At 70.6% G+C, this 17284-nt stretch carries 18 protein-coding genes; 9 read left to right on the forward strand and 9 right to left on the reverse strand.

Features of this window, described 5'->3' with window-relative positions; genetic code table 11:
• Positions 1 to 45 precede the first annotated feature (45 nt).
• The gene (locus tag ACFVRO_RS00780; RefSeq protein ID WP_386948194.1) at positions 46 to 837 is read right to left on the reverse strand and encodes a class I SAM-dependent methyltransferase; all 792 of its coding nucleotides are present in this window, start codon (positions 835 to 837) and stop codon (positions 46 to 48) included.
• Between the two features lie 287 nt (positions 838 to 1124).
• Positions 1125 to 1886 (reverse strand): TetR/AcrR family transcriptional regulator, encoded by a 762-nt coding sequence (locus ACFVRO_RS00785; protein ID WP_386948197.1) that lies wholly within the window; start codon positions 1884 to 1886, stop codon positions 1125 to 1127.
• A gap of 75 nt (positions 1887 to 1961) precedes the next feature.
• Here ACFVRO_RS00785 and ACFVRO_RS00790 point away from each other — a divergent pair, with 75 nt between their 5' ends.
• From ACFVRO_RS00790 to hrpB, 4 genes are all read left to right on the forward strand, one after another.
• The gene (locus tag ACFVRO_RS00790; protein ID WP_386948200.1) at positions 1962 to 2357 is read left to right on the forward strand and encodes a VOC family protein; all 396 of its coding nucleotides are present in this window, start codon (positions 1962 to 1964) and stop codon (positions 2355 to 2357) included.
• A gap of 70 nt (positions 2358 to 2427) precedes the next feature.
• Entirely contained in the window at positions 2428 to 2856 is a 429-nt protein-coding gene (locus ACFVRO_RS00795; protein WP_386948202.1) for a MarR family winged helix-turn-helix transcriptional regulator, read from the forward strand.
• Between the two features lie 188 nt (positions 2857 to 3044).
• Entirely contained in the window at positions 3045 to 4625 is a 1581-nt protein-coding gene (locus tag ACFVRO_RS00800) for an SPFH domain-containing protein (RefSeq protein WP_386948205.1), read from the forward strand.
• A 189-nt stretch (positions 4626 to 4814) separates the two neighbouring features.
• Positions 4815 to 7367 (forward strand): ATP-dependent helicase HrpB, encoded by a 2553-nt coding sequence (hrpB, locus tag ACFVRO_RS00805; protein WP_386948208.1) that lies wholly within the window; start codon positions 4815 to 4817, stop codon positions 7365 to 7367.
• A 165-nt stretch (positions 7368 to 7532) separates the two neighbouring features.
• On the opposite strand, the gene ACFVRO_RS00810 is transcribed toward hrpB, so the two are convergent.
• From ACFVRO_RS00810 to ACFVRO_RS00830, 5 genes are all read right to left on the reverse strand, one after another.
• Positions 7533 to 8267, reverse strand: a complete 735-nt coding sequence (locus tag ACFVRO_RS00810) for an ABC transporter permease (RefSeq protein ID WP_386948211.1) — start codon at positions 8265 to 8267, stop codon at positions 7533 to 7535.
• Positions 8264 to 9025, reverse strand: a complete 762-nt coding sequence (locus ACFVRO_RS00815) for an ABC transporter ATP-binding protein (RefSeq protein ID WP_386948214.1) — start codon at positions 9023 to 9025, stop codon at positions 8264 to 8266. The genes ACFVRO_RS00810 and ACFVRO_RS00815 overlap by 4 nt, the downstream gene beginning before the upstream one ends.
• A 352-nt stretch (positions 9026 to 9377) precedes the next feature.
• Positions 9378 to 9974: a TetR family transcriptional regulator gene (locus ACFVRO_RS00820; protein ID WP_105674738.1), complete on the reverse strand. Its 597-nt coding sequence runs from the start codon at positions 9972 to 9974 to the stop codon at positions 9378 to 9380.
• Positions 9975 to 10169: 195 nt separating this feature from the next.
• On the reverse strand, positions 10170 to 10925 hold the full coding sequence (locus ACFVRO_RS00825; protein WP_344012291.1) for an AAA family ATPase: 756 nt from the start codon (positions 10923 to 10925) through the stop codon (positions 10170 to 10172).
• Positions 10926 to 10979: 54 nt separating this feature from the next.
• Positions 10980 to 12476 (reverse strand): L-serine ammonia-lyase, iron-sulfur-dependent, subunit alpha, encoded by a 1497-nt coding sequence (locus ACFVRO_RS00830; RefSeq protein WP_386948217.1) that lies wholly within the window; start codon positions 12474 to 12476, stop codon positions 10980 to 10982.
• A 175-nt stretch (positions 12477 to 12651) separates the two neighbouring features.
• On the opposite strand from ACFVRO_RS00830, the gene ACFVRO_RS00835 reads away from it, so the two are divergent.
• The gene (locus ACFVRO_RS00835) at positions 12652 to 13209 is read left to right on the forward strand and encodes a DNA starvation/stationary phase protection protein (protein ID WP_341940226.1); all 558 of its coding nucleotides are present in this window, start codon (positions 12652 to 12654) and stop codon (positions 13207 to 13209) included.
• 58 nt (positions 13210 to 13267) lie between these two features.
• Positions 13268 to 13570: a hypothetical protein gene (locus ACFVRO_RS00840; RefSeq protein ID WP_386948219.1), complete on the forward strand. Its 303-nt coding sequence runs from the start codon at positions 13268 to 13270 to the stop codon at positions 13568 to 13570.
• A 17-nt stretch (positions 13571 to 13587) separates the two neighbouring features.
• Here the strand turns inward: ACFVRO_RS00840 and ACFVRO_RS00845 are convergent, their stop codons facing one another.
• Positions 13588 to 13935 carry an ATP-dependent DNA ligase gene (locus tag ACFVRO_RS00845; protein ID WP_105674748.1) on the reverse strand — a complete coding sequence of 116 codons (348 nt, stop codon included), beginning with the start codon at positions 13933 to 13935 and terminating at the stop codon, positions 13588 to 13590.
• A gap of 78 nt (positions 13936 to 14013) precedes the next feature.
• On the opposite strand from ACFVRO_RS00845, the gene ACFVRO_RS00850 reads away from it, so the two are divergent.
• The 3 genes from ACFVRO_RS00850 to ACFVRO_RS00860 all read left to right on the forward strand — a co-directional run bounded on the left by ACFVRO_RS00850 (position 14014) and on the right by ACFVRO_RS00860 (position 15413).
• The gene (locus ACFVRO_RS00850; RefSeq protein WP_386948222.1) at positions 14014 to 14346 is read left to right on the forward strand and encodes a hypothetical protein; all 333 of its coding nucleotides are present in this window, start codon (positions 14014 to 14016) and stop codon (positions 14344 to 14346) included.
• 69 nt (positions 14347 to 14415) lie between these two features.
• Positions 14416 to 14931: a hypothetical protein gene (locus ACFVRO_RS00855; RefSeq protein WP_386948225.1), complete on the forward strand. Its 516-nt coding sequence runs from the start codon at positions 14416 to 14418 to the stop codon at positions 14929 to 14931.
• Between the two features lie 68 nt (positions 14932 to 14999).
• Positions 15000 to 15413: a CBS domain-containing protein gene (locus ACFVRO_RS00860; protein ID WP_386948227.1), complete on the forward strand. Its 414-nt coding sequence runs from the start codon at positions 15000 to 15002 to the stop codon at positions 15411 to 15413.
• 119 nt (positions 15414 to 15532) lie between these two features.
• Here ACFVRO_RS00860 and ACFVRO_RS00865 read toward each other — a convergent pair whose 3' ends face one another.
• Entirely contained in the window at positions 15533 to 17263 is a 1731-nt protein-coding gene (locus ACFVRO_RS00865) for an L-aspartate oxidase (protein WP_386948229.1), read from the reverse strand.
• Positions 17264 to 17284: the final 21 nt, after the last annotated feature.

Here is a 17284-nt window from a genome sequence, read left to right on the forward strand (position 1 = left end):
GGGACGGCCCAGGCGACAACTGATTCGATGCTGACCGCTCGAGATTCAGACGATTCCGGAACCCAGTAGATGGTTGCTGAAGTCGCGGATGTCCGGCATGTCTCCGAACGTTCGGGCGAGTTGCATCGCCGCAGAAAAGTCGGCGTCGGTCACCTCAGCGACGCTCTCCAGAGCGACACCGGCCGGGCCTTCGAGCCCGATGACCGTCACGTTTCGAAGACCAACTGCGGTCATCTCCTCCTGGAGCTCTTGCGGAGTGTGGAAGTGACCGCCCGGGAAGCGGAGAGAGGGAACCGGTGCGCCGTGTCTCAACAGGTCCAGCCACGCGTCGAGGGAGGCGTCGAGGAGGTCAGGATCGAGGGCCGCCGCGGCGAAAGCCAACATCCGGGGAATCGCCGCAGCGTGCACGATTCCGCCGGGTCGACACGCTCGGCGTGCCTCGCTCAGCGCTTGCAGGCGTTCCTCGCGCTCGGCCAGGTGATAGAGGGGTCCAGCCATGAGAACCGCATCGAACGAGTCCTCCGGAAAGTCGAGCTGTCGGGCGTCTCCGACCGCAGCGGTGAACGTCCCGATCTGTCGTGCCGCAGCAACCTGACTCTCAACAGGGTCGATCAACACCACTTGGTACCCGCTGCGTGCCAGCGCGGCCGCGTGAACACCGGTGGCCCCTCCGACATCCAGCACTCGCGCCGGTGCAGGGGTGGCGGTTCGAACGACCTCCTGTGTGCGCTCGAACTCGAGTCGCCCCTGCGCGGACCGCGCGGTCAGCCGCGCATGCTCGTCAAAAACACTGCCGTAGTACGCCTGTATCGCAGCATCGATTCCGTCTTGGTCCATGCCTCATCATCCTGCAAGACAGCTCCAATCGGCCGCTGCAGTTACGCGGTCCCGGCGAAGCCCTGATCGGCGAGAATGAGAAGAACACCCTCACCCCTCACAGATTTCCGTGATCAAACCGTTGCTTTCGTTACCTCGCCGTTATAGAGTGATCGCACGGTGAATGTTTGCTGTGGCATCCACCTCATGTGATTGCAGGACCTCTTGGTGCAAGGGACAAGGGCCGGTCGGAAGCCTCTCCGATCGGCCCTTACTGCGTCCGGTCACGCCGCAGCGGATCCGCCTCGTCAGCCGGCGTCGATGAGCGCAGCGAGTCCGTCGAGGGTCCGCGTGAGACCGAACCGCCAGGCCCGCCCGGCATCCCACGCGCTCCCCTGCGCCTCACCCGCGGCTGCTCCGATGCGCGCAGCCCGGGGATAGACCGCAGGGTCGAACGCACGCGCGAGCAGGGGCTGGTTGGCGGCCCACCACTCGGCGTCGCTGAGGGCCGTGTCGGTCGTCGCGCGATCGGCGTCGTGAGCCGCGCGACAGTGCGACTGCACGAAACCGAGCAGGTAGGCGAGAGCCGCATCGACGTCGACGTCGGAGAGACCGGCGCCGTCGAACGCCGACAGTTCGTGCTCGTACTTCGCCATCACCCCGGGCCCGAGCGGAGGGCGGCTGAGCGCGGCGACCTCGGTCATCCACGGATGCGCGGCCAGCAGCATCCGGTTGGACTCCGCCACCGCCTCGAGCCGCTCGCGCCAGGACTGCGCACCCCAGTCCGGACGCTCCATCGACAGGTAGAGGGCGTCGACCATGAGGTCGAGCAGCTCCGGCTTTCCGGGGACGTAGGTGTACACCGACATCGTCGACACCCCGACCCGTTCGGCGACGGCGCGCATCGTGACGGCCGCGAGCCCTTCATCGTCGGCGAGAGCCAGCGCCGCCGCGACGATCTTCGCCGCGGTGATCGACCGGGCCGGCCCCTTGCGCGGCTCGACCGGCTGACCCCACAGGAGGGCGAGCGTCCTGCTGGGCTCACCGGATCCGGTGCGTTCTGACGTCATGGGAATGATCTTGCCACGTGTGCGTTGTACCAGCTACATTGTACGCCGTACAACGTTACCGAAAGGGAGATCCCCATGCAGATCACCTCATCCGCTCTCTCACTCAACGTCCCCGATGTCGAGGCCTCCGCCGCCTGGGCGCAGACCCACCTGGGCTTCTCGGTCGCCATGTCAGCCGACGGGTTCAGCTCCCTCAGTCACCCGCACGCCGGCTTCCACCTCATCTACCTGCGCACCGGACTCTCCACCTTCAGGCCCGCATCGCAGGCCGGATCGGCATCCGGCCTCCTCGTCGTCTTCACCGTCGACGACATCGACGCGGACTACGCGCGGCTGCGCGAGATGGGCGTCGACATCGTGACGCCCATCGAGACCGAGCCGTGGGGAGAGCGCTACTTCCAGATGGCCGACCCGAACGGCGTGATCTATCAGCTCGTGCAGTGGATGACTCCCGAGCACGACCAGGGCTGACCGACAGGGGCCGGCCGGACCCTTCCGGTCGGCCCCGCCCGTGTCGGCGGCTCCCAGTACGCTGTTCTCCATGACCGATCGCAAACTCGCTCTCGAGGCATGGGAGAGCCTGTTCCGCGCGCAGCACGAACTGTTCGACGAGATGGTCCAGGACTTCGACGACGCCCACCTCACCCAGGCCGAGTACGACGTGCTGCTCACGGTCACCCGCTCCCCCGAGATGACCTCGCGGCTGCGCGACGTCACGGGCAACATGTTGATCAGTCAGCCCAGCGTCTCCCGCCTGGTCGACCGCATGGTCACCCGCGGGCTCATCGCCAAGTGCCCCGACCCCGACGACGGCCGCGGAGCCCTCATCAGGGCGACGGATGCCGGCGCCAGGGCGTTCCGCGCCCTCGCGACGGTGCACGGCCGCTCGATCGCCGACCGCATGTCGCGCCTCGACGACGACGAGCTCCGCACCCTTCGCGACCTCGCCGAGAAGCTGCGTCAACGCTGACCCACTGAACCGGGCACGCCGGCACGCCTCTTCTCGCCGAACGCGCGACCCTCTCGCCGACCGCGCGACGCTTACACTGAACGACCCTTCAGCGGCCCCCGCGCATTTCTGGCAGGGTGGAACCGAGTGCCGACATCTCCGCGTCGGCATCGCAGACCACCCCCGAGGGGGGCAAAGGGAGGTCATCCATGGAGATCGCCGGAATCGTCGGCATCCTCATCATCGTCGGGATCGCGGTCGTCATCGTCGTCGTCCTGCTCCTGATCCTGCTGCTGTTCGCACGCAGCTGGATCAAGGTCGCCAGGGCTGACGAGGCTCTCGTCATCTCCGGGCGCAAGCAGAAGGTGCAGCGCGCCATCATCTCGGCCGACGGATCGAGCCACGCCGAGATGGAGGAGTCCCCCGTCACGGTCATCGTGAACGGCAAGTCGCTCGTCAACCCGATCACGCAGCGCCACGAGATCATCTCCCTGCGCTCACGGCAGGTGTCGCTCAACGCCGAGGCGCAGTCGCTCGACAGCGTCACCCTCAACGTCGACGGCGTCGCGATCGTGAAGATCGGCTCCGACCCGCTGTACGTGCGCCGCGCCGCCGAGCGCTTCGCCTCGCAGGACAAGGCGATCGAGCAGTTCACCACCGAGCAGCTCGAGGGCGCCCTGCGCGGCATCGTAGCCACGCTCTCGGTCGTCGAGCTCATGCGCGAGCGCAAGAAGTTCTCCGACCAGATCGCCGCCGACGTCTCCCAGGAGCTCGCCGAGCAGGGCCTCATCCTCGACTCGTTCCAGATCAAGGGCATCACCGACAAGGTCGGCTACATCCAGTCGCTCGGCGCCCCCGAGATCCAGGCGAAGCGACAGGCAGCGGAGATCTCGCAGACCAACGCCGACCGTGCGATCAACCAGAAGAACATCGCCAACCAGGAAGCGAACCTGATCGAGCAGACCGCGCTCGACACCAACACCGCGAACGCGAACGCCGGAATCGGCCGGGCCCGCGCCGAGGCCGAGCAGGCCGAGAACCTCACGCGCGCGCAGACCGAGCAGGCGGTGCTCCAGCAGCAGGCCGAGAACAAGCAGGCCCAGCTGGACGCCGACGTCAAGCGCGTCGCCGACGCGCAGCGGTACGAGGCGGAGACCCGCGCACAGGCCGAGCTGTACACGCGTGAGCGTGCGGCGGAGGCCGCGGCGATCGAGCAGGTCAAGCAGGCAGAGGCCCGCACCCGCATCGCCGAGCAGCAGGCCCAGGCCGACCAGGCGAAGGCCGCCGGTGAGGCCGCGGCCGCGATCGCCCGTGCGACCGGTGAGGCCGACGCGCTGCGCGCCCAGGCCGAAGCGGAGTCCCAGGCTCGTCGCCTGCGCGCCAACGCCGAGGCCGACGCCATCCGCGCCGAGGGTGAGGCACGCGCGGCAGCCGTCGAGGCTGAGGCGAAGGCCATCGCGTCGAACCAGGACGCGTTCCTCTCGCAGCGCGTGCTCGAGACCCTCCCCGCGATCATGGCCGAGTTCGCAAAGGGCTACGCCACGATCGGCAACGTGTCGATCATCGGCGGTTCCGGAGACGGCGCATCGGATCTCGTCGGCGCCGACAGCGCCAAGGCGCTGAAGTCGGTCTTCGACAGCGTCAGCGCGGCGACCGGACTCGACCTCGCGTCGATCATCCAGGGTCAGGCCGTCGGACGCGGGATCGGCGCCGGCGTCGCCGCAGCCGCGCCCGCGCCCGCCAAGCGCGAGCCGAAGCCGACCACACCTCCGCCGCCCGCAGCGGAGTAGTCGAGCAGACACGCAGAAGAGCGGATGCCGCGGCCGGATCGGTCGCGGCATCCGTCGTCTACGGGTCAGGCCGGGCATAACGCCGGAGATTCGTCAACGTTCGCGCCGAGACGACGCACTGGGAATCCGCCGCACCCGGTTCTCCGGAGTTCTGGAGAACCGGCGCCCCCGAACCGGCAGACTGGAGGGATGACCTCCGCCGCTTTCGACCTCGCCGCCCTCGGCGCGGGGCTCTCGTTCGCGGCAGCCCTCGGCGCGCTCTCCTCCGCTCTCGACGAGAGCACCGCGGTGGTCGTGAGTGCCCCTCCCGGTACCGGCAAGACCACGCTCGTGCCGCCGCTGCTGGCGAATCGCTCCGCAGGGCGCGTGATCGTCACCCAGCCGCGCCGGGTCGCCGCCCGCTCCGCCGCCCGACGGCTCGCGCAGCTCGACGGCACGGCCCTCGGCGGCCGAGTCGGGTTCACGGTGCGCGGCGAGCGCCAGGCCGGGCGGGACACGCGCGTCGAGTTCGTCACCGCCGGAGTGCTGCTGCGGCGGATGCTGGACGACCCCGGCCTCGACGGCGTCGACGCCGTGATCATCGACGAGGTGCACGAGCGCGCGCTGGAGACGGACCTCCTGATCGGCCTGCTCTCCGAGGTCCGCGAGCTCCGAGACGACCTCGCTCTCGTCGCGATGTCGGCCACGCTCGACGCCGACCGCATCGCCGCGGTCATCGGAACGGATGCCGCGCCCGCCCCGGTGGTCGATCACGACGTCCCCGCCTTCCCCCTCACCGAGCGCTGGGCCCCGAGCCCGGCCCCGCGTCTCGACGATCGCGGGGTGACGTGGGCCTTCCTCGATCACGTCGCACGCACGACGGCATCCGCGGCCAGGGACCTGACCCGTGACGACCCGACCGCCGATGTGCTTGTCTTCGCCCCCGGCGCCCGCGAGGTGTCCGAGGTCGCTCGACGCCTCAGAGACGCCGGGGGCGGGTTCGACGTGCGGGAGCTGCACGGGCAGCTGCGCGCGAGCGAGCAGGATGCCGTGATCCGCGGTCGCCGCCCGGAGGAGCCGCCGCGCGTCATCGTCACCACCTCGCTCGCGGAGTCCTCGCTCACGGTTCCCGGTGTACGTCTCGTCGTCGACAGCTGCCTGTCCCGGCATCCGCAGCGCGACGCGGCGCGTGGGATGACCGGGCTGGTCACAGCGGCGGCATCCAGGGCGACCTGCGTGCAGCGCGCCGGACGCGCGAACCGCCAGGGCCCGGGGACCGTGATCCGCTGCGTCGACGAACGCACGTACGCGGCCGCTCCCTCTCGCCCGGCCCCGGAGATCGCGACGAGCGATCTCGCCGACGCCGCGCTGCTGCTCAGCTGCTGGGGCGCACCGGGCGGGTCAGGCCTGCGTCTGATCGACCCGCTGCCCGCCGATGCTCTGGACGACGCCCTGTCCGTGCTGCGCGGGCTCGGCGCGATCGACGACGACGGCCGTGCCACTGACGACGGTCGCGCGCTCGCCGGCATCCCGGCCGATCCGCGGCTCGCCCGTGCGCTCCGCGACGGGGGCCCGCTGGTCGGCGGCCGGCTCGCCGCCGAGGTCGTCGCGCTGCTGGGCGGCGACGTGCGCATCGCGGACTCCGACATCGCCAGGGCGCTCATCGACCTCAGCGGAGCCCGCAGCCCTGAAGCCCGGAGGTGGAGCAGCGACGTCGATCGCCTGCAGCGTCTGGTCGCCCCGGCGCCTGATGTCCGCTCCGGTCTCGACGGCGCCGGACTCGTCGTCGCCCTGGCCTTCCCCGAGCGGATCGCCCGCCGCGTCGAGCGCACGGCCGAGGGCGCGACGTACCTGCTGGCATCCGGCACCCGCGCCGGGCTGCGCGGCCCCCTGGCATCGGCCGAGTGGCTGGCTGTGGCCGACGTCACGCGCGCGACCGGACGCGCAGCCGCGGGATCCGGCGCCATCGTGCGGTCCGCCGCCGTGCTCAGCGAACAGCAGCGGGACGAGGCCGCGAGCCATCTGCTGACCGATCGCGTCGAGGCGGAGTTCGTCGGCGGTCGGGTGCAGGCCCGCCGCGAACGCCGCGTCGGGGCGATCGTGCTCTCCTCCTCTCCGGTGCGCGCGTCGGCCGAGGCCGGGCGCGAAGCGGTCCGTCGGGCGATCGGGCGAGACGGACTGAGCATGTTCACCTGGTCGGATGCCGCCGACGGCCTGCGCCGCCGCCTGGCGCTGCTGCATCGCGAGTGCGGGTCGCCCTGGCCTGACGTCTCCGACGCCGCTCTGCTCGCCACGCTCGACGGGTGGTTCGCGCCGGAGCTCGACGCCTTGGCCAGCGGCACCCCGACCGCGAGAGTGAACCTGGCCCCCGCCCTCCGCCGCCTGCTGCCCTGGCCGGAGGCCGCGCGGCTGGACGAGCTCGCTCCGGAGCGTCTCGAGGTGCCCACCGGTTCCCGCATCCGCATCGCCTACCCGCCCATCGACGACCCCGGTGCACGTCCCGTCGTCGCCGTGAAGCTGCAGGAGTGCTTCGGCTGGGCCGAGACCCCGCGGCTCGCCGACGGCAGGGTTCCCGTGCTCTTCCACCTGCTCTCGCCCGCCGGGCGCCCGCTCGCGGTGACCGACGACCTCGCGTCGTTCTGGTCCGGTCCCTATGCGCAGGTGCGTGCGGAGATGCGCGGGCGCTATCCCAAGCATCCATGGCCCGAAGACCCGTGGGATGCCGCGCCTACCAGGCACACCAAGAACCGCGCCGCGCGGTGAGACCGCCCGGCCTCAGCCTCGACCCGGCCGACTCGCCTCGCTCGGACACCCGGGCACAGATTCGGAGATGGCCGCCGACACGCCGACGGGAGGCGCCCTGAACACGGAGTGTCGGCATCCGCGTCCGAAATCGTGCCCGCCCCTGCTCGACGTCGTTCGCTGCGCTCAGCGCGTGCGCCGCCGCAACGTCAGGGCCGCCAGCACCAGCGCGCCCACCGCGAACGCCGCGACCACGAGCAGCGGCCCGTACACGTCCCATCCCTCGTCACCGGCCGTGACCGCGCCGATCGCATCGATCGCATAGCTCAGCGGCAGCCAGTCCGAGATCGCGTGCAGCACCTCGGGCATCTGATCCCTCGGCATGAAGAGCCCGCCGAGGATGATCTGCGGGAACACGAGCAGCGGCATGAACTGCACCGCCTGGAACTCCGTCTGCGCGAAGGCGCTCGCGAGCAGTCCGAGCGCGGTGCCGAGCAGCGCGTCGACCACGGCGACGAGTCCGAGCTGCCACAGCGGACCCTCGACGTCGAGTCCGCACACCCCGACCGCGAACGACACCGTGATCACGGCCTGCAGCACCGCCATCAGACCGAACGCGAGCGCATAGCCCAGGATGAAGTCGGCCTTGCCGAGGGGCGTCGTCATCAGTCTCTCGAGGGTGCCCGACCGACGCTCGCGCAGCGTCGTGATCGAGGTGATCAGGAACATCACGATGAACGGGAACAGCGCGAGGATCGCCCCGCCGAAGCGGTCGAAGACGCCGTCCTGGTCGCTGAACAGCCACGCGAACAGACCCACCAGGAGGCTCGGCGCGATCAGCATCAGCGCGATGGAGCGCGGATCGTGTCGCAGCTGCCCGAGCACGCGAGCGGCGGTGGCGAGCATCCGCCGGCCGTTCACTCCGACACCTCCCTGCGGCTGCGGCGACCCGGCCCCTGGGCTGCACGGTCCCTCTCGATCAGGGCGAGGAACGCGGCCTCCGGATCGGACGTCCCGGTGTCGTCGAGCAGCGCCCGCGGGGTCGTGTCGGCGATGATCCGGCCGTCTCGCATGAGCAGCAGCCGGTCGCAGCGCAGCGCCTCGTCCATGACGTGACTCGACACGATCATCGTCACGCCGCGATCGGCCAGTGCGCGGAACAGCCCCCAGAGCTCGGCCCGGAGGACGGGGTCGAGGCCCACGGTCGGCTCGTCCAGCACGACGAGCTCCGGAGCGCCGATCAGCGCCATCGCGAGAGACACCCGCGTGGACTGCCCGCCGCTGAGCGACTCGACGAGCTGCCCCGCCTGATCGCGGAGGCCGACCTCGTTGATGACGCGGTCGACATCTCCCTTCGGCGCCTTCAGCAGCGCCGCGAGGTACGACAGGTTCTGCCGCACGGTCAGATCCCCGTAGACCGCGGCCCCCTGCGTCCCATAGGCGACGCGATCCCGCAGGCGTACCGAGCCGCCGGGCTCGCCGAGCACGGAGACCTCACCCGAGGCGATCCGCTGCACGCCGACGATCGATCTCATCAGCGTCGTCTTGCCGCACCCCGACGGGCCGAGGAGCCCCGTGATCTCTCCGCGCGGGATCGTCAGGTCGATGCCGTCGAACACGCGCGTCCGCCCCCGCCGCACCCGCAGCTGGGTGATCTCGACCGCCGAGTTATTCATCATGTGATGAATTATGCGCCCGGGCGCCGCCGAGGTCAATGGATGTCGTGGCGGGGGCGGACTCATCTGCACCCGGGCACAACTTCGGACCTCACCTCGGGCACAACTTCGGACCTCACCCCGGGCACAACTTCGGACCTCGATTCCGACACGCCGTACCCGGAGACCTGGCCGCGGCGTGTCGCCCACTCCACTCCGAAGCTGTGCCCGGGGGCACGGCATCCGCTCCGCACCGCTCCGCACCGCACCGCACCGCACCGCACCGGACGAATCGGCCGAGACGAGGGCGCCCCGGCATCCGCTCCGCACCGGGCGGGCCCGCCGAGACAGGGGGGATGCCGCGGCATCCGTCGCGTCAGTCGAAGAGGTACCGCTGCACCGTCGGTGCGACCCTGGCGACGAGCTCGTCGATCGGCGCCGCGGTCAGCGCAGGGAGCTTCACGACGTACCGTGCGATGAGGAGCCCCGCCACCTGGGAGGCGACGAGGCTGGCGCGCAGCTGCGCATCGTCGACGCCGAGGGTCTTGGCGATGCGTCCGATCAGCTCGCGCGAGAGGAACCCCGCCAGCAGCGGCGTCGTGAGCTTGCTGCCGATCGCGGTGCGGATGAGCATGACCCCGCGGCGGCGGATCTCCGGCTGCTCGAACGAGTCCAGCAGGTAGCGGATGAGCCGCTCCCCCACCTCGTCCTGCGGGCCGGCGAGGATCGCGGGCACGTCGATGTCGGGCCGGAGCGGGATGCCGACGGCCTCGGCGAACAGATCGGCCTTGGTGCCGAAGTAGTGGTGCACGAGCGCGGAGTCCACTCCGGCGCGCGCGGCGATCGAACGGATCGTGGAGCCGTCGTATCCGTGCTCGCCGAACTCGTCGACCGCCGCCCCGATGATCCGCTCCCGCGAGTCCGTTCCTCCGCGGGGGCGTCCGCGGCGCCGCGGCGCTCTCGACTCGGTCATGCTCGACAGCCTACGACCCGCCGATCGCGCTCCGCCGTCGGCACCTGCGTTCAGGTGACCGCGCCCCGCGGCCTGCGCCCCGCTGCCGGCGCCCGCCGCCCCACCGTCGGCACCTGCGTTCAGGTGACCGGCCCCCCGCGGCCTGCGCCCCGCCGCCGGCGCCCGCGGCCTGCCGCCCCGCCGCCGCACAAGCGCTCAGGCGAGGAGGTGCCGCAGGTAGCGCTCAGGCGAGTCGAGGAATGACCGCCAGTGGTTCACGAGCTCGAGGTCGTTCCACGCGGCGGGGCGGATGCCCCAGTCACCGACCTCGAGGATCTGCGCACCGGGAAGGGCGGCGAGCACCGGCGAGTGCGTGGCGCACAGCACCTGACCGCCGTCGTCGACGATGCGCTGGAGCACGGCGATGAGCGCGAGCGTCGACTGGAACGACAGCGCCGCCTCGGGCTCGTCGAGACAGTAGAAGCCGGGCTCGTCGAAGCGGCTCTCCAGTATCGCGAGGAACGACTCGCCGTGGCTCATCTCATGGAACGGGACGTCGGGACCCCTCGTCGACGGATTCTCTTCGAGGTACGTGTAGAACGAGTGCATCGTCTCGGCCCGCAGGAAGAAGCCCCAGCGGTTGGCCCCCACGCCGCGCTGCAGTCGGATCCAGTCCGACAGCGGCGACTCGGTCGGGCGGGTGCTGTGCATGGCCTGACGGGAACCACCCTCGGGCGAGAGCCCGTAGGCCACGGCGACCCCCTCGACGATGGTCGACTTGCCGCTGCCGTTCTCGCCCACCAGGAAGGTCACTCCTGGTGCGAGGTCGATGCCGTCACGCAGCACCTGCGCCACGGCGGGGATGCTGGTCGGCCACTGCCGGCTCGGCGCCGGAGCGTCGTCGGAGGGGCGCACCGCCACCACCGGCTGCTCGCGGCGACGCCTGCTGCCGGCCTTCCAGATCGACTCCATGTCACCTCCTCCGAGGAGGCTACCCGGAGCCGCTGACATGAGACGGGGATGCCGTCAGCACTCGATGACGTTGACCGCGAGGCCGCCCTCGCTGGTCTCCTTGTACTTCGTGGACATGTCGAGTCCGGTCTGGCGCATGGTCTCGACGACGGCGTCCAGGGAGACGTAGTGGCTGCCGTCGCCGCGCAGGGCGAGGCGGGTCGCGGTGACGGCGGTCGACGCCGCGATCGCGTTGCGCTCGATGCAGGGGATCTGCACGAGGCCCCCGATGGGGTCGCACGTGAGCCCGAGATGGTGCTCCATCGCGATCTCCGCGGCGTTCTCGATCTGCCGGTTGGTGCCGCCCATGACGGCGGTGAGCCCGCCGGCGGCCATGGCGCACGCCGATCCGACCTCGGCCTGGCATCCGCCCTCCGCGCCGGAGATCGAGGCGTTCGCCTTGAACAGTGACCCCAGAGCGGTCGCGGTGAGCAGGAAGCGGCGAATGCCACGGCGGCGGTTCGCCTCGGCGACGGCGTCGGGGTCTTCGATCGCGCCGACCGCGACGAGCGACGCCTCCGCACCGAAGCCGAGCAGGGCGCTGCCGACGAGCTCGCCGTAGGGGGTCACCGCGTTGCCCGCGCCGAGACCCGAGTCGGCGAGGAAGCGCCACCAGTACATCGCGACGGCGGGCAGGATGCCTGCCGCACCGTTCGTCGGGGCCGTGACCACGCGTCCGCCGGCGGCGTTCTCCTCGTTCACCGCGAGAGCGAAGGCGCCCAGCCATTCGCCGGGGAGCTCCCGGTGGCCGTCGGCCTCCGAGGCGTCGAGCTGCGCGCGGATCGTCCCAGCGCGACGCTTCACCTTGAGGATGCCGGGGAGGACGCCGTCGGCGTGCAGCCCCGCGTCGACGCATGCGGCCATCGCGTCCCAGATCGCGTCCAGCCCCGCGGCGACCTCCTCCTCGCTGCGCATGGCGGTCTCGTTGAGACGCGCGACCTCGGCGATCGTGAGTCCGTTCTCGTCGCACAGCGCGAGGAGGGACGCGGCATCCGCATACGAGTACGGCAGGGCGGCGGTGGAGAGCTTCGCCTCCTCGCCGTCGCGGCGGATGAAGCCGCCGCCGATCGAGTAGTAGGTCTCCTCCGCGACGGTGCCGCCGTCTGCATCCCAGGCCGTGATGGTCATGGCGTTCGGGTGCCCCGGGAGGCGCGTGCGGGGCGCGAAGACGATGTCGTCCTTGCTGAACGCCACCTCGTGCGTGCCGTTCAGGCGGAGCGACTCCCCCGCGGGGAAGTCGGTCCACGCCGAGCGGACATCGGCGGGGTCGCAGGTCTCCGGGGCGAGTCCGCGGAGTCCGGCGACGACGGCATCCGGCGTCCCGTGACCGATGCCGGTGGCGCCGAGCGAGCCGTAGAGCGTGCTGCCGACCCTGGTGACGCGGTCGATCGCGTCGGTCGCTCCGAGCCGCCCGGCGAACTCGAGAGCCGCCCGCATCGGGCCGACCGTATGGGAGCTCGAGGGCCCCACTCCGATGGAGAACAGGTCGAAGGCCGAGACGTACGCAGTCACCGTCTCAGCCTACGCCCCGTGCCCTCTGCGGCGGCGTGTCTCCGCGATCCCGACGCGCGTGTACCTCCCCCGGTCGACGCGCGCAAGGCCGTTCCCCTCACCGGCATCCGCACCTAGCGTGAGCCGTTCACGGACGACGTGACGACAGACCCACCACGAAGGGACGGCGACGCACATGAGCGCTGCAGACATCAAGAAGACCGGCAAGACCGCGACGAGATCGCCGCGGTCGTCCACCGCGCGGCGCACGGCGAAGGAGGGAGCCGAGTCGGCGTTCACCGCCTCGGCCGCGCTGACGGACGACCTCCAGCGCGTCCTGGTCGATCTCATCGAGCTGGCGAGCCAGGGCAAGCAGCTGCACTGGAATGTCGTCGGCAGGAACTTCCGCGACACTCACCTGCAGCTCGACGAGATCATCGATGCGGCGCGCGGCTTCGCCGACACGATCGCCGAGCGGATGCGGGCGCTGCACGCGCTCCCCGACGGGAGGAGCGCCGTCGTGGCGAAGAGCACCACGCTCGCCGACGCGCCGCAGGGGGAGATCCTCACCAGCGACGCCATCGATCTGATGACCGCCCGGCTCGACGCGGTCGCCGCGACCTGCCGCGATGTGCACGACGAGGTCGACGAGGAGGATCCGACGAGCGCCGACATGCTGCACGCCATCCTCGAGAGGGTCGAGCAGCTCTCCTGGATGGTCAGCGCGGAGAACCGCACTCCGAAGACGAAGTGACGACGTGCCGGAGGCGGCTGTCACCCGCCGCCTCCGGGCATCGGCGATACTGGGCGGTATGGGCAGGCTGAAGTACGACGGCACCTCGGGGCCGATCCCGATCGACGATGTCACTCTCGCGCACGTGAAGATCGTCATCTCGACGAAGCTGCGGCGTCAGGAGAGCTTCATGCTCACCTGGAGCCCGGAGGGCGACGGGCCGGACGCGCGTATGACCATCTGGATCCATCCGGCGATCCCCCTGCAGTTCGGCTACGACCACGCCGAGATCCCCGCGCTGGATCCGGTGCGTGTGACGGCCATGATGAATCGGCTCAACGCCTCGGGCGAGCTCAACCTCGATCAGCTCGATCTCCCCTGACCCGCGCCCGCTGCGCCTCAGATCGGCGGAGTGACCGGCACCTCGCCCGACCCCGGCTCCGAGCCGGCCTCCGCAGGCTCCGGCACCAGGTAGAGGCCGCTCGGCGCGTTGGCGGTGAACGCGAGAGCCTCGATCCAGGCACGGTTGATCGAAGGCTGCCTGCTGCCGAAGTACTTGAACACCAGGGCGCTGCCCGGCTGGATCCACACGGTCGTCCGCCCGCCGCCCACACTCGCGTCCTCACGCCAGCTGAACGGGAACGGCTCGCCCCGACGCAGCTTCGCCGTGATCACCAGCTGAAGGTGCGTGAGGGCGCGATCCTCGATCTCGGTCTTCACATCGCCCTCGTAGACGAACTTGCCCATCCGCTGTTCTCCTCGACTCGATGACAGAGGCCCGACGAATGCTGTTGGACCAAACCCTCTCTGCGTAGCGTAGAACGCATGGGCATGTTCTATTACGGCAACGCCGACGATCCGATCCACATCGACGACCTCGCCCTGGCGCACCTCAAGGTGGTCGTGGCGACCAAGCTCCGTCGCAACGAGAGCTTCACCCTGTCGTGGGCGCACCCGGAGGGCGATGTCCCCGGTCGCTCGACGATCTGGCTGCATCCGTCGATCCCGCTGCGGTTCGTGTTCGACGACCCCACTCCCCCTCCGCTGCAGCCGGAGTGGATCGCGGCGATGGCGAACTCCGCGAACTCCTCCGGCGGGATCGTCCTCGTCACCGCCGACATGATCTCCAGCGAAGACGCGATCACTGCGGAGGACTGAAGTCAACCCCCTGCGCCACAGCATCCGCGTCTGCCTAGCCTGAGGGCCGACACGGAGGAGGTGCGGTCCATGGACGCACGAGACGACCGCGGTGCAGACGACGCAGGCATTCCCGACGACGAGGGATACGTTCCCACGACCACTCACGCAGAGTGGGGAGCAGGGTCGCCGCGCCTGCGCATCACCCGCGACGACGACCGCGACGAGTACGCGATCGAGTCCGACCTGGTGCGGATCGGCTCGGCCGACGACAGCGACCTGCGCCTCGCCGACACCGAGCCGCTGCACGCCACCATCACGCACGACGAGCGCGACGAGTACGTCCTCGAGCTGCACGGCGAGGGCGAGATGAACGCCAGCCCCGACACGGATGCCACGCACGGAGGCGCCCGCACGGAGACGCTCCGCACCGGAGCCCGGTTCACCGCCGGACCGTGGAGCCTCGTGTTCGCCCGCGAGGAGTTCGCCGACCACGGACGCCCGTATGGAGGGCGAGAGGGCGGCGAGTACTCCGATCAGCCCGTGCAGCCCCCGCGGCCCGACTACTCGGACGGCCCGGAGCGGGATCCGCGCACCGGCGCCTGACACGGCGTCCGCGCACCACGGCGCATCGCAGGACATCAGGACGAACGATCGAGACGAGAGGGAAGACGATGACCACCGCACGAGAGATCATGACCCCGAGCCCGCGCTGCATCGGCGAGAACGACTCGCTGCAGATCGCCGCGACCGTGATGGCCCAGCTGGATGTCGGCGCCCTGCCGATCTGCGGGGAGGACAGCAGGCTGAAGGGGATGCTCACCGACCGCGACATCGTCGTCGGCGCGATCGCCGCAGGCCTCGACCCGGACACCACGCCCGCCGGTGCGCTCGCCAAGGGCAAGCCCGTGACGGTCGCCGCCGACGATGACGTGCGTGTGGCCCTCGACCTCATGCGGGAGCATCAGATCCGCCGTCTTCCCGTGATCGAGGATCACCTGCTGGTCGGCATCCTGAGCCAGGCGGACGTGGCGCTGTCGCTGTCGGCGGCCGCGACCGGCACGACCGTCGCCGACATCAGCCGCTGACGTCCCGCCCGCTCCGGGCTCGCTCCGGGCCCGCTCCGGGCTCGCTCCGGTCGCGAAAGATCCCGCTCCGGGGGTACCTGAGCGGGATCTTTCGCGACGGGAGCCGGCGGAGCGCCGGGCTACTCGACGAGCTTGCCCTTCGTGTCGACCTCGCGCATCAGCTCCGCGATCTCGGCGGGGATCGGCGGGATCTCCTCGCGCGTGATGCCGTCGCGCGGGCTCCAGATGAGGTTGACCTGCAGCGTCGGGTCGGTGTCGGGGAAGTCGCTGCGGTTGTGGCATCCGCGGGTCTCGCGACGCTCCAGCGCGGCCTCCATCGTCGCGCGCGCCGCCAGCGCCGAGGCCTTGAGGTCGAAGGCGTGAGCGAGGTCCTGGAACCCGGCGATGTCGGGGTGGATGCCGACGTCCTCCATGCGCCCCTCGATGAGGTCGAGCTCCGCGAGTCCGGTGCGGAGCCCCTCCTCCGAGCGGACCACTCCGGCGTAGGCGGTCATGGTGTCGCGGATCGCGCGCTGCAGGGCGCGCACGTTCTCCCGCCCGTCCGCCGCGAGGAGATCGTCGATCTCGGCCCGGGCCTGCGCCACGGCATCCGCCGAACGGCGCTGGGCGTCGAGGCCTGCGGCGTGCGCCATCGCGGCCTGTCCGACGATCCGCCCGTACACGAGCAGCTCGATGAGCGAGTTGCCGCCGAGGCGGTTCGCTCCGTGCAGACCGCTGGACGCCTCGCCGATCGCGTACAGCCCGTCGACGTCGGTCTGGTGATCCTCCGGCCGCACCCACACGCCGCCCATCGAGTAGTGGGCCGTCGGGGCGATCTCGATCGGGTCGGTCGTGATGTCGAGCATCTGCAGCTCCATCATCGTCTGGTAGACCCGGGGCAGCCTCGTCATGATCGTCTCGCGGGGCAGGTGCGAGACGTCGAGCCAGACGCCGCCGTTCTCGGTGCCCCGCCCCTCGGCGATCTCGGTGTACGCGGCGAGCGCGACGCGGTCGCGGGTGGACAGCTCCATCCGCTCCGGGTCGTACTTCGGCATGAAGCGCTCGCCGAGCGCGTTGCGCAGGACGCCGCCCTCGCCGCGGGCGGCCTCGGAGATGAGGGTGCCCGCCGCGTTCTCCGGCTCGATGATGCCGGACGGGTGGAACTGCACGAGCTCGGGGTCGCGCAGCCGTGCGCCCGCGTCGACCGCGAGACGGAAGGAGTCTCCGGTGTTCTCGTCGCGGCGGGAGGAGGTGCGCCGCCAGATGCGGTTGTGTCCACCGGCGGCGAGGATCACGGCATCGGCGTGGATCAGGTACCGCGTGCCGTCGGCCTGGTCGAAACCGTAGGCGCCGAACACGACGTTGTCGCGCACGAGGAGACGCGTGATGTAGACCCCGTCGAGGATCGGCACGTCGAGCTGCTCGGCCCGCCGCACGAGGGTGCGCTGGATCTCGAGGCCCGTGTAGTCGCCGGCGAAGGCGGTGCGTCGGAAGGTGTGCGCGCCGAAGAAGCGCTGCGAGATGCGGCCGTCGTCTTCACGGGCGAAGTCCATGCCCCAGCGCTCGAGGTCGCGGATGCCGCGCTCGGCGCCCTGGGTCACGATCTCGACCGTGTGCGGGTTGGCGAGCAGGTAGCTCTCCGTGATGGTGTCGGCGGCGTGCTGCTGCCAGCTGTCCTCGGCATCCATCGTGCCGAGGGCCGCGTTGATGCCGCCGGCGGCGAGCGATGTGTGCGCGTCGTTCCGGGGTCGTTTGCCGACGGCGACGACGTCGACGCCGTGCTCGGCGATCTCGATCGCCGCTCGCAGCCCCGATCCGCCCGTGCCGATGACGAGGACGGTGGTGGAGATCTGACGTTCGCGTGTGCTCATGTCGGCCACGCTAGTTAGGGT

The organism is Microbacterium sp. NPDC057944 (assembly GCF_042887445.1).
Lineage (GTDB): Bacteria > Actinomycetota > Actinomycetes > Actinomycetales > Microbacteriaceae > Microbacterium > Microbacterium natoriense.